At 67.6% G+C, this 14,761-nt stretch carries 12 protein-coding genes and 1 pseudogene; 5 read left to right on the forward strand and 8 right to left on the reverse strand.

The window, feature by feature from the left end; all coding sequences use genetic code 11:
• Positions 1–151: 151 nt before the first annotated feature.
• Both ACP7AG_RS19815 and ACP7AG_RS19820 read right to left on the reverse strand, forming a co-directional pair.
• Positions 152–1,306 (reverse strand): annotated as a pseudogene (locus ACP7AG_RS19815) (DNA-packaging protein); the annotation flags it as partial.
• Positions 1,287–1,760, reverse strand: a complete 474-nt coding sequence (locus ACP7AG_RS19820) for a hypothetical protein (protein ID WP_426033016.1) — start codon at positions 1,758–1,760, stop codon at positions 1,287–1,289. The gene ACP7AG_RS19820 and the pseudogene ACP7AG_RS19815, both read right to left, overlap by 20 nt.
• Before the next feature lie 436 nt (positions 1,761–2,196).
• Here ACP7AG_RS19820 and ACP7AG_RS19825 point away from each other — a divergent pair, with 436 nt between their 5' ends.
• The gene (locus tag ACP7AG_RS19825) at positions 2,197–3,447 is read left to right on the forward strand and encodes a T4 RnlA family RNA ligase (RefSeq protein ID WP_426033018.1); all 1,251 of its coding nucleotides are present in this window, start codon (positions 2,197–2,199) and stop codon (positions 3,445–3,447) included.
• A gap of 28 nt (positions 3,448–3,475) precedes the next feature.
• Here the strand turns inward: ACP7AG_RS19825 and ACP7AG_RS19830 are convergent, their stop codons facing one another.
• Positions 3,476–3,961: a YcgN family cysteine cluster protein gene (locus ACP7AG_RS19830; RefSeq protein WP_426033020.1), complete on the reverse strand. Its 486-nt coding sequence runs from the start codon at positions 3,959–3,961 to the stop codon at positions 3,476–3,478.
• 57 nt (positions 3,962–4,018) lie between these two features.
• On the opposite strand from ACP7AG_RS19830, the gene ACP7AG_RS19835 reads away from it, so the two are divergent.
• The 3 genes from ACP7AG_RS19835 to ACP7AG_RS19845 all read left to right on the forward strand — a co-directional run bounded on the left by ACP7AG_RS19835 (position 4,019) and on the right by ACP7AG_RS19845 (position 8,960).
• On the forward strand, positions 4,019–6,157 hold the full coding sequence (locus tag ACP7AG_RS19835) for a transglycosylase domain-containing protein (RefSeq protein ID WP_426033022.1): 2,139 nt from the start codon (positions 4,019–4,021) through the stop codon (positions 6,155–6,157).
• A 153-nt stretch (positions 6,158–6,310) separates the two neighbouring features.
• Complete coding sequence (locus tag ACP7AG_RS19840; protein ID WP_426033024.1) at positions 6,311–6,907, forward strand: transposase; 597 nt, start codon at positions 6,311–6,313, stop codon at positions 6,905–6,907.
• Between the two features lie 205 nt (positions 6,908–7,112).
• Positions 7,113–8,960 (forward strand): ABC-F family ATP-binding cassette domain-containing protein, encoded by a 1,848-nt coding sequence (locus ACP7AG_RS19845; protein WP_426033026.1) that lies wholly within the window; start codon positions 7,113–7,115, stop codon positions 8,958–8,960.
• 7 nt (positions 8,961–8,967) lie between these two features.
• Here ACP7AG_RS19845 and ACP7AG_RS19850 read toward each other — a convergent pair whose 3' ends face one another.
• From ACP7AG_RS19850 to ACP7AG_RS19870, 5 genes are all read right to left on the reverse strand, one after another.
• Positions 8,968–9,477 carry a DUF1993 family protein gene (locus ACP7AG_RS19850; protein ID WP_426033028.1) on the reverse strand — a complete coding sequence of 170 codons (510 nt, stop codon included), beginning with the start codon at positions 9,475–9,477 and terminating at the stop codon, positions 8,968–8,970.
• A 95-nt stretch (positions 9,478–9,572) separates the two neighbouring features.
• Positions 9,573–11,558 carry an alpha/beta fold hydrolase gene (locus ACP7AG_RS19855; protein WP_426014929.1) on the reverse strand — a complete coding sequence of 662 codons (1,986 nt, stop codon included), beginning with the start codon at positions 11,556–11,558 and terminating at the stop codon, positions 9,573–9,575.
• A 73-nt stretch (positions 11,559–11,631) separates the two neighbouring features.
• On the reverse strand, positions 11,632–12,516 hold the full coding sequence (locus tag ACP7AG_RS19860; protein WP_426033030.1) for an EamA family transporter: 885 nt from the start codon (positions 12,514–12,516) through the stop codon (positions 11,632–11,634).
• A gap of 11 nt (positions 12,517–12,527) precedes the next feature.
• Positions 12,528–12,728, reverse strand: coding sequence for a hypothetical protein (locus tag ACP7AG_RS19865; RefSeq protein WP_426014933.1), 201 nt, complete (start codon positions 12,726–12,728; stop codon positions 12,528–12,530).
• Positions 12,729–12,792: 64 nt separating this feature from the next.
• Positions 12,793–13,425, reverse strand: coding sequence for a TetR/AcrR family transcriptional regulator (locus ACP7AG_RS19870; protein WP_426033032.1), 633 nt, complete (start codon positions 13,423–13,425; stop codon positions 12,793–12,795).
• 327 nt (positions 13,426–13,752) lie between these two features.
• Between ACP7AG_RS19870 and ACP7AG_RS19875 the strand changes: the two genes are divergently transcribed.
• Positions 13,753–14,733 (forward strand): efflux RND transporter periplasmic adaptor subunit, encoded by a 981-nt coding sequence (locus ACP7AG_RS19875; protein ID WP_426033034.1) that lies wholly within the window; start codon positions 13,753–13,755, stop codon positions 14,731–14,733.
• Positions 14,734–14,761: the final 28 nt, after the last annotated feature.

The raw sequence follows: 14,761 nt of genomic DNA on the forward strand, positions 1-14,761 counted from the left end.
CATCGTCATGCTACGCGGTTGGCGCAGCCTCCAGGACCGCAAATGCGGCTGGACCCTGGCTAACTTACAGGCCACCCTCAGACATGTGTGAATCTGCTAGCCCTGTGGGGGAGGTGTCGGCGAAGCCGACGGTGGGGGGAGTATGCGGCCCCTACAGCACCGACAACCGCGGCCGCCTCCCGATCCCCAGCATCAAGTCCGCCAGCGCCCAGACCAGGGCGTCCGCCCGGTCCGGGCTGTGCCCCAGATCGCCCGACCCCAGGGCCATCAGTTCCTCCTCCAGGGCCGGAAAGGCCCCGCAGTGAACCACCCGGCCCTGTTCATACAAGGCCGCCACCGGCTCGGCCCTGGCCCGCTTGCCCAGCGAGGCCTTGACCAACTTGACCGGGCACGGCGGGTCGGCCTGGGCCAGGACGGCGCGGACCATGTCGCCGCCCTGGTTGGCCTCGGCCACCAGGGCGTCGGCGTCGAAGCGGTGGGCGGCCTCGACGGCGCGCCTCGCCCAGCCGTGGGGCGACAGGCCGCGCGCGGTCAGGTCGGCCAGGACGAAGGCCCGGTCGCCGGCCCGGCCGCAGACCACGATGCCGCAGGCGTCGCCGCCGGCGGTGGCCGGCGGATCCACCGCCACGACCACCCGGTCGAAGGCGGCCGGCGGCGCGCCCCGGCAGCGGGCCAGGTCCTCGGCGCGGAACAGCCCGCCCTCGCCCTCGACGATCAAGCCATCCAACTCCTGGGCGGCCAGGCGCGTGCCGCCGTACAGGCTTTGCAGCGTGGCCAGGAAGGCCGGAGCGAGATAGGCCGCATTGGCGCCGGTGGCCGCGCGGGTGTCGATCGTGCCGGGCTCGGCGATCAGGGTGCGCAGGGCGCGGATCGGCCGGGGCGTGGTGGTGACCACCAGGCGCGGATCCTGGCCCAGGCGCAGGCCAAAGCGCAGCATGGCCAGGGTCTCGGCGGGCCTCCGCCAGGCGCAGAACTCGTCGGCCCAGGCGGCGTGGAACTGCGGGCCGCGCAGGCTGTCGGGATCCTCGGCCGAGAAGGCCTGGGCGACGGCGCCGTTCTTGAACTCCAGGCGCTTGCGGCTGGCGCGCCAGGTCGGCCGCTCGCCGGGCGGGTAGAGGCTCTTGATGCCGGACGGCCCCTCGATCATCACTTCGCGCACGTCGTGGAAGGTGGGACCGACCAGGGCGAGGTGGACGCCGGGCTCGGCTTGGTCGACGATCCAGGACGCGCCCGCGAAGGTCTTGCCGGCGCCGCGACCGCCGAGGAACAGCCAAGTGGTCCAGGGGTCAGATGGGGCTTTCTGGTGAGGGGCCTGCGACGGCCGCAAGGCCTTCATCTGACGCTCCAAGGCCGACCACGGGGTGTTGGCGACCCATTCCTTTAGCTTCTCTTCGTTCAACAAGAGCAGCCAGTCTTCGCTGGATTTCGGTATGAAAAGCGGCGACGCGTTCGGGGGTGCGGCCAGAGTCGTCATCCATTTCCATCTCCGGGCTGGGGTTCTCGTCGTTCTCGTTGGCGGCCTGGGCCTTCATCCTGGAAGCCTTGATCGCCCTGGCGTCGGCCATGACATCGGCCAGGGAGCGGCGGCTGGCGGCGACGGTCGCGTTCATCCGGCGCGCGGTGAAAGCGACGGAGCCGAGCAGCTTGGTCTGCTCGGCCGGGGTGCGCAGGGCGGTGGTGTCCTGCACGTCGAAGAGGTTGGCGATGTGCAGTTCGACCAGCAACCTATCGCCGTCTCGCATCAGTTCCTCGGGGCTCATCTCGCTTCTCCGGGCCATGAAACAAAGATACGGCAGCAGCGGGCGCGCCAGCGCAAAGAGGGTGAGATAGTTTTAGAGCATTGATTTTACTTGGGTCTGTGTGCTCGACGCCCAGCGTCGACGGCGCTCTATCCCCAGGAGGGGGCTGAAAAGCGCCCTAGTGGACCGCTCGCCAGCGGTCCGAAACACCGCTCATCCCGGCGAATGCCGGGATGAGCGGATCAACGGGATGACCGCCCAGCCCCTTCCCGATCCGCCCGCCACGGCGAGGCCGCGCCTTGAAACCTTGATGGCGAGCTTGCTCTGGCGTTTGGCCGTGTCAAGGACGGCCCGGAGGGCCGCCGCGTCGCGGCCGGCCGGAGGCCGGTCCTTGACACGGCCAAACGCCAGAGCTCCAATCCACCAAGGGTTTAAGGCGCAACCGCATCCGGGGCGGATGCGGGCGTTCGCCGGGGAGCATTGGCGCTTCCGCAAAGGTGGAAGCCGTCGTTGCACCACCGCGTATTTTCCTCCCAACACGAAACTTGAAATTGCCGATGTTGCCTTGGTAGTTTGCAGGATGAATACAGTCGTCCATCCAGCGCACACCTTTGACTTCGATGAATTGCTCGAAGGATTGGAGTTGGCGCGCGGGCTCGGCCACGTTCATCGACGGCGCGATCCGGGCACCGGGTTGTCGCTCTTTGTCTACACGCCCAGGTGCGTGTTCGAGGACGGGTGGACAAAATTCACGGCTCTCGCGCGAGGGTTGGTTCTAGATGAGCAGCGAAAGCGGATCGTCGCCACCCCTTTCCCCAAGTTCTTCAACTTGGGAGAGGCGCGTGGCGAGACGCGGGAGCTTCCATTCGAGTCTTTCGAAAAGGTGGACGGCAGCCTGATCATCGCATTCCAGCATCAGCGGGAATGGCTCACAGCGACTAAGGGAGCCTTCGACTCGGCCCAAGCCCTCTGGGCGAGGCGCCAACTCAAGTCGACCGACCTCGCCGCGCTGCAGCCTGACACAACCTACCTGTTCGAGGCCGTTTCTCCCGATAATCGCATCGTGGTCAAATACGATGACGAGGCGCTCGTCCTTCTCGCCGCCTATGACGGGAGCGGGCGCGAATTATCCTATGGCGCCATCCAAGAGACCGCTGATCGATTACCCTGGCGATCAGCCATCCGGCACAGCTTCCTTGACCTGGCCGAATTGATTGCGCAGGCCGAACATCTGCCGCGAAACGGCGAAGGGTTCGTGATCCGCTATCAGGATGGTCACCGCCTCAAATTAAAGGGGGCTGAGTATTGTCGAATTCACGCCTTGATTTCCCGCTGCACGCCACTTGCCATGTGGGAAGCCTTAGTGGCCAGGAAGGACATGCAGGCGATACGGCGCGATCTTCCAGAGGAGTTCTGGACGGATTTCGACGTCATCGTTGGATTGTTAAAGACCCAGCTTAGAGCTGCCGAGGTTCGGGTGACCGAGGCTGCGGCCAAGGTCGCTCATTTGAGCGACCGAGAACTGGGACAGTCTCTCGCGACGCTGCCCGACGACGCTCGCGGCCTTCTTTTCGGCTATCGCAAGCAAGGTCTAGAAGGGCGGGTACGCGAAGCGCTTTTGCGGTCCATCAGACCGACCGGCAATGAACTTGAAGGCTATACGCCGTCTTATGCAATGGGCCGTATGCATGAAGAGAGCATGTCCTGATCCGGCCGTCGGAGCATGCCCCCTACCCCTACCCCTCCGGCTCCCAGTCCACCACGTCACTCTTGTCGTACATCAGGTCCAGCGCCACGAAGTCCATGGCGTCCTCGGCCTGGTCGAACGATAGCTCCGACACCGTCTGATCCCGCACCGAGACCCCTGCCGTGTGGACGCTCTCCGGATCGCCGGTGATCAGCGGATGCCACAGCGGCAGGGTCTTGCCCTCGTTGAGCCGGCGATAGGCGCAGGACGGCGGCATCCAGGCCAGGCGCTCGATATTGTGCGGCGTCAGCTTGATGCAGTCGGGCACAGTCTTCTTGCGGTTGGGATAGTCGCTGCAGGTGCAGCTGTGGGTGTTGAACAGCTGGCAGTGCACCCTTGTGGGGATGATCTCGCCGGTATCTTCGTCTTCGAAGCGAACCAGGCAGCAAAGGCCGCAGCCATCGCATAGACTTTCCCACTCGGGGACGGTCATCTGGTTTAGGGACTTCGTCTCCCAGAAAGGTTTGCGCGCCATGATCCCGGCGTCCTAAACCCAAACGCTGCCGATACCAACCGGGACCATGGGACGATCGTGAACGACTGGACGCTGCCGCCCTATCGGTTCAACGACAAGGCGGCGCCGGCCCAGGGCGCGCGTCCGCCCGAGTTCGGCTCGGTTCCACCGCCCCCACCGCCCGAACCCCCACGCCGGCCCGAGCCGGAAGAGCCGTTCCGCGCCGACCTGAAGCACGCCAAGGCCCGGAAGGGCCGGTGGATCTGGATCGCCGTGCTGGCGCTGTTCGTCGTGGGCCTGGTCACCGCGGGCTCCGGCGTCGGCATGGTCTGGTGGAAGTACCTGCGCGACGTGCCGCCCCTGCCCTCGCGCGAGGCGCTGTTCGCGGTCAATCGCGCGCCGGGCATCCGCTTCGAGGACCGAGGCGGCCAGGTGATCGCCACCCGCGGCCCGCGCTACGGCCAGCGGATCACCCTGGCCGGCGTGCCCAACTACCTGCCGCTGGCCTTCCTGGCCGCCGAGGACAAGCGCTTCTACAAGCACGGGGCCATCGACCCCTATGGCATCGTCCGCGCCGCCTGGGTCAATCACCGGGCTGGCCGCACCGTTCAGGGCGCCTCGACCCTGAGCCAGCAACTGGCCAAGGGCCTGTTCCTGACCCCCGACCGGATCACCAAGCGCAAGGTCCAGGAGATGGTCCTGGCCTGGAAGCTGGAGCGGGTGCTGACCAAGGACGAGATCCTCGAGCTCTATTTGAACCGGGTCTATTTCGGGGCCGGCACCTATGGCGTCGACGGCGCGTCCCAGACCTATTTCAACAAGCCCGCCAGCCAGCTGACCCTGTCGGAGGCCGCCCTGCTGGCGTCCTTGCCCAAGGCCCCCACCCGCCTGGCCCTGACCCGCGACATGGGCGGAGCCATCGCCCGCTCGCGCCTGATCCTGGCCAATATGCGTCGCGAAGGCTGGATCACCCCCGAGCAGGAGAGCCGGGCCCTGGACGACACCCCGCGCCTGTCGCCCCTGGCGAGGCAGGACGAGGGCGATTTTGGCTGGGTGCTGGACTACGCCACCACCGAGGCCGTGCGCATCGCCGGCCAGAACGCCCCCGACCTGGTGGTGCGCCTGACCATCGATCCGCGCCTGCAGCATGTGGGGGCCGACACCGTGCGCCAGGCCATCGCCATCGGCGGGCAGAGCGCCGGGGCCCGCCAGGCGGCCCTGCTGTCGCTGTCGGCCGACGGCGCGATCCGGGCCATGGTCGGCGGCACGGACTATGTCGACAGTCCTTTCAACCGCGCCGTCCAGGCCAAGCGCCAGCCGGGCTCCAGCTTCAAGCCGTTCATCTATGCCGCCGCCCTGGAGAAGGGCGTGCTGCCCACCGACATCCGCGTGGATGGCCCGGTCCAGTTCGGCAGTTGGAAACCCGAAAATTACAGCGGAGGCTATCGCGGCCCGATGACCGTGCAGAGCGCCTTGGTCAATTCGATCAACACCATCGCCATCAAGCTGGCCCAGGAGGCTGGCGGTCCGGCGATCGGCGACCTGGCCCGGCGGTTTGGAATAACGTCGCTGCCGTCCAACCCCGACCTGTCGGTGGCGCTGGGGGCCTATGAGGTGAACCTGCTGCAGCTGACCTCGGGGTTTCAGGTGTTCCAGCAGGGCGGCAATCGGCTCGAGCCCTATGTCATCGAGACGATTACCACCCAGGACGGCCGGGCGATCTTCAGCCACATGGCCGCGCCCAATCTCGTCAGCGTCTACGACATCGCCAAGGCCAGCATGATGGTGCGGATGATGAAAAAGGTCGTCGAGATCGGCACCGCCAAGCGGGCCGCCTTCGGCTGGCCGGCGGCGGGCAAGACCGGCACCAGCCAGAACTGGCGCGACGCCTGGTTCGTGGGCTTTACGCCGGACTATGTCACCGGGGTCTGGGTGGGCAATGACGACGACAGGCCGATGAACAAGGTGGTCGGCGGCGACATCCCGGCCAGCATCTGGCGGCGGTTCATGCTGAGCGCCCACGAGGGCCTGGCGATCCGAGACTTCCCGTGGCTGCTGCCTGACGCCGCGCCCACGAGCGCGCCCGACCCGCGCAATGGCTTCTACGAAACCCTCGCCTCGGAATTCGCCCGCACCGCCGCCGAGGCCGAGCCGGTGGTCGCCCCCGAGGCGCCGGTTCCGGCGCCCGCGCCGCAGCCGGAACAGCTGCCCTATTAGCTTAGGGCTGACGGGGACACACACTCATTCCTTCACTCAAGCCGTCTTGGCAGCGTCGTCAGGGTGAGTGTGTGTCCCCAAACAGCCAATTCACCTCTCCGATTGACAACGAGCGAAACTAGAACAAATATAGAACAAACATGGGGACATCTCATGCCCAGAACGGCGCGCGTGGTGATCCCAGGAACGCCGCACCACGTCACTCAGCGCGGCAACCGCCGACAGCCAACCTTTCTCTGCGCGGCCGACTACAAAACCTATCTCCAGCTCGCGGCCGAAGCCTTCAAGGCAGCAGAGGTCGAGGTCTGGGCCTACTGTTTAATGCCCAACCACGTCCACCTCATCGCCACTCCCTCGACCGACGAGGGCTTGGCCGAGGCGATCGCCATGACCCATGTCCGCTATACTCGGCACATCAACCGCCGTGAGGGCTGGAAGGGTTACCTTTGGCAAGGCCGGTTCGCGTCGTTTCCGATGGACGAGACCTATCTGCGCCTCTGCGCCCGCTATGTGGGACTGAACCCGGTGCGAGCCGGCCTGACTCGCCGGGCGATCGACTGGCCATGGTCCAGCGTAAGAGCGCACCTGACCGGTCATGCCGACGTGCTGCTGGCGCCCGCGCCTCTATCGAGACTGCCGGGAGACGACATGGCTACCTTCTTCGATGACGACATTAGCGCCGACGCACGTGTCGCTTTGCAGGTCGCGACGCGGTTGGGGCGGCCGCTAAAAGCCAGAGCCGAGATTTAGGATGATTTGGGGACACACACTCATCCCAGCGCCTCGGTCGTGCGAGAGCCGTGGTCTGGGTGAGTGTGTGTCCCCGTCCTCATCCCCGTCCTCCGCCGCCCCCGCCCCCGCCGCGCTGCAACAAGAAATCCCCCCGCCCCTGCGCCGGCCCTGCTATAGCCCCCACCTCCTCCTCCGTTTCCGTTCGACAGTAGACCCACCGATCATGGCTTCCCCTCTCCGCGCCTCTGGCAAGGCCCCTGTCCTGGCCCTCAAGGACGTTCGCCTCGCCGATGGCGCCAAGCCATTGTTCGACGGCGTCGACCTGGCCCTGGAGCCGCGGATCCGCGCCTGCCTGGTCGGGCGCAACGGGGCTGGCAAGTCCACCCTGCTGAAGATCCTGGCCAACCAGGGCGTAGAGCCCGACAGCGGCGAGCGCTCAGCCCAGCCGGGCTCGAAGATCGTCTATGTCAGCCAGGAGCCAGAGATCACCGGCGACACCCTGCTGGACTATTGCACGGCCGGCGGGGCCGAGGACTACGAGGCCCACGCCACCCTGGCCGATTTCGGCCTGGACTACGCCAAGAGCACCCAGGGCCTGTCGGGCGGCGAGCGTCGCCGGGCGGCGCTGGCCAGGGCGTTCGCCGAACAGCCCGACGTGCTGCTGCTGGACGAGCCGACCAACCACCTGGACATCTTCGCGATCCAGACCCTGGAAGAGGAGCTGGCCGGCTCCAAGTGCGCCGCCCTGATCGTCAGCCACGATCGCGCCTTCCTCAACCGCGTCACCCAGCGCACCTTCTGGCTGGAGCATCGCAAGGTGCGCCGCCTGGACAAGGGCTTCGCCGAGTTCGAGCTGTGGAGCGAGCAGGTGCTGTCGGCCGAGGCCGACGAGGAGCGGCGGCTCAACAAGCAGCTGGAGAAGGAAAACGCCTGGCTGGCCCGCGGCGTCCAAGGCCGCCGGGCCCGCAACGAGGGCCGTCGCCGCGCCCTGATGGACCTGCGCGGCCAAAAGAAGGACCTGCAGTCCGACAAGCGCGGCAGCATGACCATGGCCGTCGAGAGCTCGGGCACGTCGGGCAAGCGGGTGGTCGAGGCCAAGCACGTCACCAAGCGGTTCGGCGACCGGACGATCATCGAGGACTTCTCGACCCGCATTTTGCGCGGCGACCGCGTGGCTCTGGTCGGCCCCAATGGCGCGGGCAAGACCACGCTGGTGCGGATGCTGCTGGGCGAGATCCCGATCGACGAGGGCACGGTGCAGCTGGGCACCAATCTTGAGATCTCCTATGTCGACCAGAACCGTATGGCGCTGTCGGAGAAGATGACCCTGTGGGACTTTCTGACCCCCGGCGGCGGCGACTCGATTCTGGTGCGCGGCATCGCCAAGCACGTGGCCGGCTACGCCAAGGAGTTCCTGTTCACCGAGGCTCAGCTGCGCCAGCCGGTCACCAGCCTGTCGGGCGGCGAGCGCAACCGCCTGCTGCTGGCCCGGGCGCTGGCCTCGCCGACCAACCTGATGGTGCTCGACGAACCGACCAACGACCTGGACATGGACACGCTGGACCTGCTCGAGGAGCTGTTGGCTGATTTCGAGGGAACCCTCATTCTGGTCAGCCACGATCGCGATTTCATCGACCGCCTGGCGACCTCGACCATCGCCATGAACGGCCATGGCAAGGTGCTGGAAACCCCGGGCGGCTGGACCGACCTGATCGACCAGGCCCCGGACTTCTTCAAGGGCGCCCGGGGAGCGGCCGGCGACTTCGCCACCGGCACCGGCTCGCACAAGGCGGTGCTGACCCCGCCGCCCGCGCCCGCCCCGCCGAAGAAGACCGTCAAGCTGTCCTACAAGGATCAGCGGCGGCTGGAGGAGTGCGAGACCCTGGTCGCCGCCTCGCCCAAGATCATCGCCGACATCGAGGCCAAACTGGCCGATCCGGCCTTCTATGCCAAGGACCCGGTCAGCTTCGGCAAGGTGATGAAATCTCTCGACAAGGCCCGAGCCGACCTGGCCACGGCCGAGGAAGAATGGCTGGCGCTCGAGGAAAAGCGCGAGACGATGGCGGGTTAGCGCCCGCCTAAAGCCCCGCAACGAACAGGTCGGGCTTGCCCAGCGGCACGTCCTTGGCGCGCAGGATGGCGTAGGCCGTCGACAGGTGGAACATCAGGTTGGTCGTCGCGAAGACACTCAGCCAGCGGCCGGACTCCAGGGTCGGCTCCATGCCCTGGGCAATGGCGTAGGTCAGCAGGACCGAGTCGCGGCCTTCGAACTGTTCGGCCGTCAGCCCCGCCAGGAACGCCTTCGCCCCGGCGATGGCGGCTTTCAAACCGGCCAGGTCAAGCTGGTCGCCGACCGCTTCGGGGACCGGCAGGCCCGCCACCCGCGCCGGCCATTGCTGGCCGAAGTTGCAGACCACCATCAGCTGGAAGCGCAGCGGGTGCATGTCGTCGATCAGCCGCCAGTCGAGCACGGCTTCCTCGCTCAGCCCGTGGGCCGCGGCATGGGCCGCGCCTTTGGTGAGCAGGTGCTCGGCGGTCCCCAGGTGGCGGGTGAACAGATCCACGAAAGTGAACAGGCTGACGGTCATGACGGGCGTCTCCCTAGGCTTTTGAGCGGAGATTGCGGTCCTGGCGCCGCGCTGGCAAGGGCCTGGATCCTTCTCCCCTTGCGGGAGCAGGGACCCTACAGCCCCAGCGTCTTGCGCAGGAACGCGTCGGCCTTGTCCAGCATCTGGGCGCGCGCCGCGCTGTCGTCTAGCTGGTGATCCAGGTCCTTGAACACCACCAACTCGGCGCTCTTGCCCGCCGCCTTCAGCCGCGACAGCATCAGGCGGGACTCGCCGATCCCGACATTGGTGTCGTCGTCGCCATGGAACATCAGCACCGGCGCCTTGATCTTCTCGGCGTTCCGGGCCGGCGAGCCTTCCTTCACGTGCGGTCCCCGGCCAATGAAGGCGTCGACCAGCTTGTATTTGTCATAGAGGCGCGCCTCTTCGCGCAGGGTCTCCAGGTCGGTGACTGGGGCGACCGCGACAATGGCCTGGAACAGGTCGGGGTCTAGCACTGAAGACTGCAGGGCCGCGTAGCCGCCGTAGGACCAGCCGACGATGGCCAGCTTGCCCGGCGCGGCGACGCCCTGGCTCTGCAACCAGCGCCCGGCGTCGTTGATGTCGCCGACCGCCTGGCGCCACGACTGGAAGCCGTTCTTCTCGAACCAGGCCTCACCATAGCCCGACGAGCCCCGGAAGTTGGGCTGCAGCACCGCGAAGCCGCGGTTGGCGAAATATTGCGACAGCCAGTCGAAGCCCCACTCGTCGCGCGCTTCCGGCCCGCCGTGCGGCATCACGATGGCGGGGATGTTCTTGCCGTCGCTGCCGGGCGGCAGGGTCAGATAGGCCGGCACCATGGTTCCGTCGGCGGCCTTGTAGGTGATGGCCTGAACCGGCGAGAGCTTGAAATCCGCCAGCTCGGGCCGCTGGGCCATGACCTCGCTAAGCTGGTGGGTGTTGCGGTCGTACAGGTAGTATCGCCCCGGATCGACGTCGCTGCCGGCCCACAACAACAGCCGCTTCTCATCAGCGCTGGCGTCAACAAACGTGACGACGGGATGGCCCAGCAAGGCCTTGGACAGGGACGCGGCCAGCTTCTGCAGGGCCGGGTCGAAGAACACCGACTGGCGTTTGTCGGTCGCGAAGCTGGCCCCGACCACGCGGTTCTGGCGGCCGATACGGATCACGTCGTCCACATCGACGTCGTCGCGGGCGACCAGAACCTCGCGCTTCATCGCGCCGTCCAGCGACAGCCTAACCAACGCCTGGCGACCGTCCACCCGTTCGAAGCCGTAGGCGGCGTTCAGGTCGCGATCCACCGCTACGGGCGAGAAGCCCGTGTAGGCCTCGGCGTCATAGGTCCCGAGCGGCCGCCAGTCGGCGCCGGCGCCCGGCAGGCGGTAGAAATAGTTGGTCCGCGCAGTCCGGTAGCCGGCATTGGTCTTGGGCTGCTGGCCGTAGATGCGGACCGCCCCGTGCTGGTCGGAGAGATACTCCACCGCATCGCCGCGCGGCGGCTCGATCGGGCTGCGGGCCAGGGTGGTGGTGTCGACCCGCTCGACCGCTAGGCCGCTCTTCTGGTTGGACAGCATTGTCCCTGTCGTCTCCTCGGGCATGAACGACCGGGTCATCAACAGCGCGCCATTGGCGTCGTCGGCCAGCCAATCGACGATGTCGCCGCCGTCCTGCCGGTAGGCCACCGCCATCCCGCGGGAGCGCGCGCTTAGCTCCTGCACCTTGGTCCCGTCAGCGTTGACGGCAACGATGCGTGAATAGCCGATCTTCTCGGCGTCCTGATCCACCATCATGAAGATGCCGCAGACCAGCCGGCCGTTGGACACCCAGTGGCAGTTGGTCAGGCGGTCGGGATGACCGGATGAACCGAGGATAGGCTTGGGCTGGCCGGCGCCGTCCAGCCGGGCCACGAATACGGCGGTCGCCTGGCTTTCGGCCAAGGGCTGAACCAGGGCGATCGACTGGCCGTCGGGCGACAGACTGGCCTGCTGCACTCTCTGGCGAGCCCCGAACGCCGTGGCGGCGGGAGTCTCGGCCGCGAGCGCCGTCCCTGCCAACGCGGAAAGGGTAAGGCCGGTCAGGGCGGCCCCGATGGGTCTAGGCATGGATCAACTTACTCTGGGTTGCACCCGCGCATTAGATCGAAGCTTGGCCTTAAATCAAGTCGGGGATCGACGCTTAGTCGTGCAGCGGCGCCTCCTGCCGCCGCCCGGCCTGGTCCGACAGGGCCGTGCCGACCGAGGCGGCGATGACGAAGGCGATGGCCAGCCATTGGCGGGGGACCAGGTGCTCGCCCAGCAACAGCAGGCCCGCCAGCGCCCCGACCGCCGGTTCGAGGCTGAGCGTCACCCCGAAGCTGCGCTTGGAGATGCCGCGCATGGCGACCATTTCCAGCGAATAGGGGATGGCGCTGGAGACCACGGCGACCACCAGGCCAAGGCCCAGCACCATGGGGTCCATAAGCTTGGTCCCGGCCGCCACGATCCCGAACGGGGCCACCACCAGGGCGGCCGTGGTCATGCCCAGGGCCACCGACTGGCCGCCATGCAGATGACCGGTTCGCTGGCCGGCCACGATATAGAGCGCCCAGAACACCGCCGCCGCCGCCGCGAAGGCCACGCCTGCCGGGTCGAGATTGAGGCTGGCGTCGCCCAACGGCAGCAGCAGGGCCAGCCCGACCACCGCCAGGCCGATCCAGGCGAAATGGCTGGGCTTGCGAGCGTGCAGCATGGCCAGGCTGAGCGGGCCGGTGAACTCGATCGCGATCGCCAGGCCCATCGGGATGGTCCGCAGCGACATGTAGAAGCACAGGTTCATCGCCCCCATGACCGCGCCATAGGTCGCCACCGCTCTCAGATCCGGCCCCGCCCACCGGGTGCGCCAGGGCCGCCAGACCACCAGCAGGATCAGGGCAGAGAACCCCACCCGATAGGCGCTGGTCCCCTGGGCCCCGACCAGCGGGAACAGGCTCTTGGCGAAGGACGTGCCGATGCACAACGACACCATGGCGCCCAGCAAGGCGGCGTAGGGCGTCAGGGCGCGAAGGCGAGCGGCTTGCGGCATAAGCCGTTGCCCTAGAACGCCTCGTCGTCCTCGACCGCGTCACCGTCCTCTTCGCCGCCCATGGCCGCTTCGAGGCTCTCGATGATGTCGTCCATCTGGGCCGAAGTGATCTCGACATAGAGGGCGTCGCCGCCCACCGCCGAGACCAGCAGCCTATAGCCGTTCTCGGTTTCCTGCAGGCTAAAGGTTTCGAGGAGCTGCAGCTTGGCCATGGGGTGTCTTTCAGAATGAGGAAGGCGGGATATAGGCGCGGAGCCCGCCCTCCGAAACCCTCTCCTACTTCAGCGCCCCGCGCCGCAGCATGGCGATATGGGCGGCGATCAGCGCCTCGCGCTCGACCCACGGAAACTCCGGCCGGGCGATCAGCAGCGAGACCAGTCCGTGCAGCCCCGCCCACAGGGTCTGGGTCAGGCGCAGGGCGTCGTCGTCGGCCGTCAAGCCGTGGTCGTGGAGGTCGGCGATCATCGCCACGAAGCCCTGGAAGGCTTCAAGACCCGCCGCCATGGGCCGCCCGCCGCTCCGCGAAAGGAACGAGCCGTCGTGACTCTTCTCGACCATGAAGGCCACGCGATAGGCGTCCGGTTCGCTGAGGCCAAAGTCGATATAGGTCATCATCGCCCGGTCGAACATCTCCGGGGTCGGGGTCCACTGGGCCTTGCCCGCCTCCATTCGCGTCGACAGCTTGGCGAAGGCCCGGACGCACAGCTCGGCGATCAGGTCATCCTTGGTGGCGAAATAGGCGTAGAGCCCCGGCTGGCTGATGCCGGCCGCCTCGGCGATCTGCCGGGTCGAGACCGCCTGCAGGCCCTTGGCGCTGAACAGGGTCAGGGCGGCGTCGAGGATCTCCTCGCGACGTTCGCCGCCCTGGCCCTTGGCCTTGCGGGGAGATCGGACCTGCGGCGCCTTCATCGTTTCGATGCTTTCTCCGACCGCGAGCGGCTTGACAAGTCACGATAATCTATCACTGATAACTTATCATCGATCGATAGTCGAGGGGGCGGGGTTATGGGCACGGAGAAACTCCCTTCGCCCTGGAGGGGAGAAGGGTCGGGGATGGGGGCGGCGTCGCTGGAGGCGGCCGCTGCGTTCGCGCCTTATCCTAATGCGTTTCCACCCCCATCCCCAGCCCTTCCCCCCTCCAGGGGGAAGGCGGCGTTCCTTGCCCTCCTCTCCGCCCTCGCCCTCACCGCCTGCGGCCCCCAAAAGACCCCGGCCGCTCCACCCCCGCCCCAGGCGGTGGAGGCCGTCGCCGTCGCCGCGCCCCACGCCAATAGCGGCGTCACCGCCACCGGGACCCTGGAGCGTCGCCGGCAGATGGCGCTATCGTTCCGGATCGCCGGGGTGCTGACCCGGGTCGGCGTCGAGGCCGGCGACCCGGTCCGGGCCGGCCAGGTGCTGGCCGCGATCGACCCGGCCGCCGTCGACGCCCGCCAGCAAGCCTCCAGCGCCGAGCTCGACAAGGCCCGCCGCGACCTGGACCGGGCCAAGATTCTCTTCGCCAAGGGCTATGTCACCAAGGTCCGCGTCGACGACGCCGAAAGCGCCGTGCGCTCGGCCAGCGCCGCCTATAGCGGCGCGGCCTTCGACCGTCGCTGGGCCCAGCTGGTCTCCCCTGCTTCCGGCGTGGTGCTGGAGCGCAAGGCCCAGGCCGGCGAGGTGGTGCAGGCCGGCCAGGCTGTGGTCACCGTCGCCGACCTGACCAGCCCGCTGGTGCTGCGCGTACCGCTGGCCGCCCGCGATGTGGCGGGGATCTCGGTCGGCTCGCCCGTGGAGATCACCGTCGACGCCCTGCCTGGCCAGATGCTGACGGGCCACGTCACCCGCGTGGGCCAGGCGACCGACGTGCGGACCGGCGCGGTCACCGTCGAGATCGAGGTCGCCGCCTCCTCCAACCAAGAGAGGCCTGACCTGCGCAGCGGCCAGATCGCCAATGCCCGCCTCGCCTCCCGCGCGCCCACCGCCAACGCCGGCTTCGCCCGCATCCCCGCCGAGGCGGTGCTGGAAGCCTCGGGCGGAAGGGCGGCCGTGCTGCGGCTGGAGGGCGGCAAGGCCCGCCGCACGCCCGTGCGGTTCGGCGGCTTCGACGGCGACGACGCCTTGGTGGCCGGCCTGCCGGACGGCGCGCGGGTGATCACCGCCGGCGCCGGCTTCGTCTCGGACGGCGACCGGGTGACGGTTACGGATGCTAAGGCGCTGGGCGGGAAGGCGGGGCGATGAGGGTCGCGGCCTTTCTCGCTAATGCCCC

Source organism: Caulobacter sp. DWP3-1-3b2 (assembly GCF_049896325.1).
Lineage (GTDB): Bacteria > Pseudomonadota > Alphaproteobacteria > Caulobacterales > Caulobacteraceae > Caulobacter.

Bases quoted from the DNA above. Each gene is read 5' to 3' on its own strand.
- ACP7AG_RS19870 (WP_426033032.1), bottom strand. From the start codon at position 13,425: ATGAAGGCGCCGCAGGTCCGATCTCCCCGCAAGGCCAAGGGCCAGGGC.
- ACP7AG_RS19830 (WP_426033020.1), bottom strand. From the start codon at position 3,961: ATGGCGCGCAAACCTTTCTGGGAGACGAAGTCCCTAAACCAGATGACC.
- ACP7AG_RS19845 (WP_426033026.1), top strand. From the start codon at position 7,113: ATGGCTTCCCCTCTCCGCGCCTCTGGCAAGGCCCCTGTCCTGGCCCTC.
- ACP7AG_RS19850 (WP_426033028.1), bottom strand. From the start codon at position 9,477: ATGACCGTCAGCCTGTTCACTTTCGTGGATCTGTTCACCCGCCACCTG.
- ACP7AG_RS19820 (WP_426033016.1), bottom strand. From the start codon at position 1,760: ATGAGCCCCGAGGAACTGATGCGAGACGGCGATAGGTTGCTGGTCGAA.
- ACP7AG_RS19855 (WP_426014929.1), bottom strand. From the start codon at position 11,558: ATGCCTAGACCCATCGGGGCCGCCCTGACCGGCCTTACCCTTTCCGCG.
- ACP7AG_RS19860 (WP_426033030.1), bottom strand. From the start codon at position 12,516: ATGCCGCAAGCCGCTCGCCTTCGCGCCCTGACGCCCTACGCCGCCTTG.
- ACP7AG_RS19825 (WP_426033018.1), top strand. From the start codon at position 2,197: ATGCGGGCGTTCGCCGGGGAGCATTGGCGCTTCCGCAAAGGTGGAAGC.
- ACP7AG_RS19840 (WP_426033024.1), top strand. From the start codon at position 6,311: ATGCCCAGAACGGCGCGCGTGGTGATCCCAGGAACGCCGCACCACGTC.
- ACP7AG_RS19865 (WP_426014933.1), bottom strand. From the start codon at position 12,728: ATGGCCAAGCTGCAGCTCCTCGAAACCTTTAGCCTGCAGGAAACCGAG.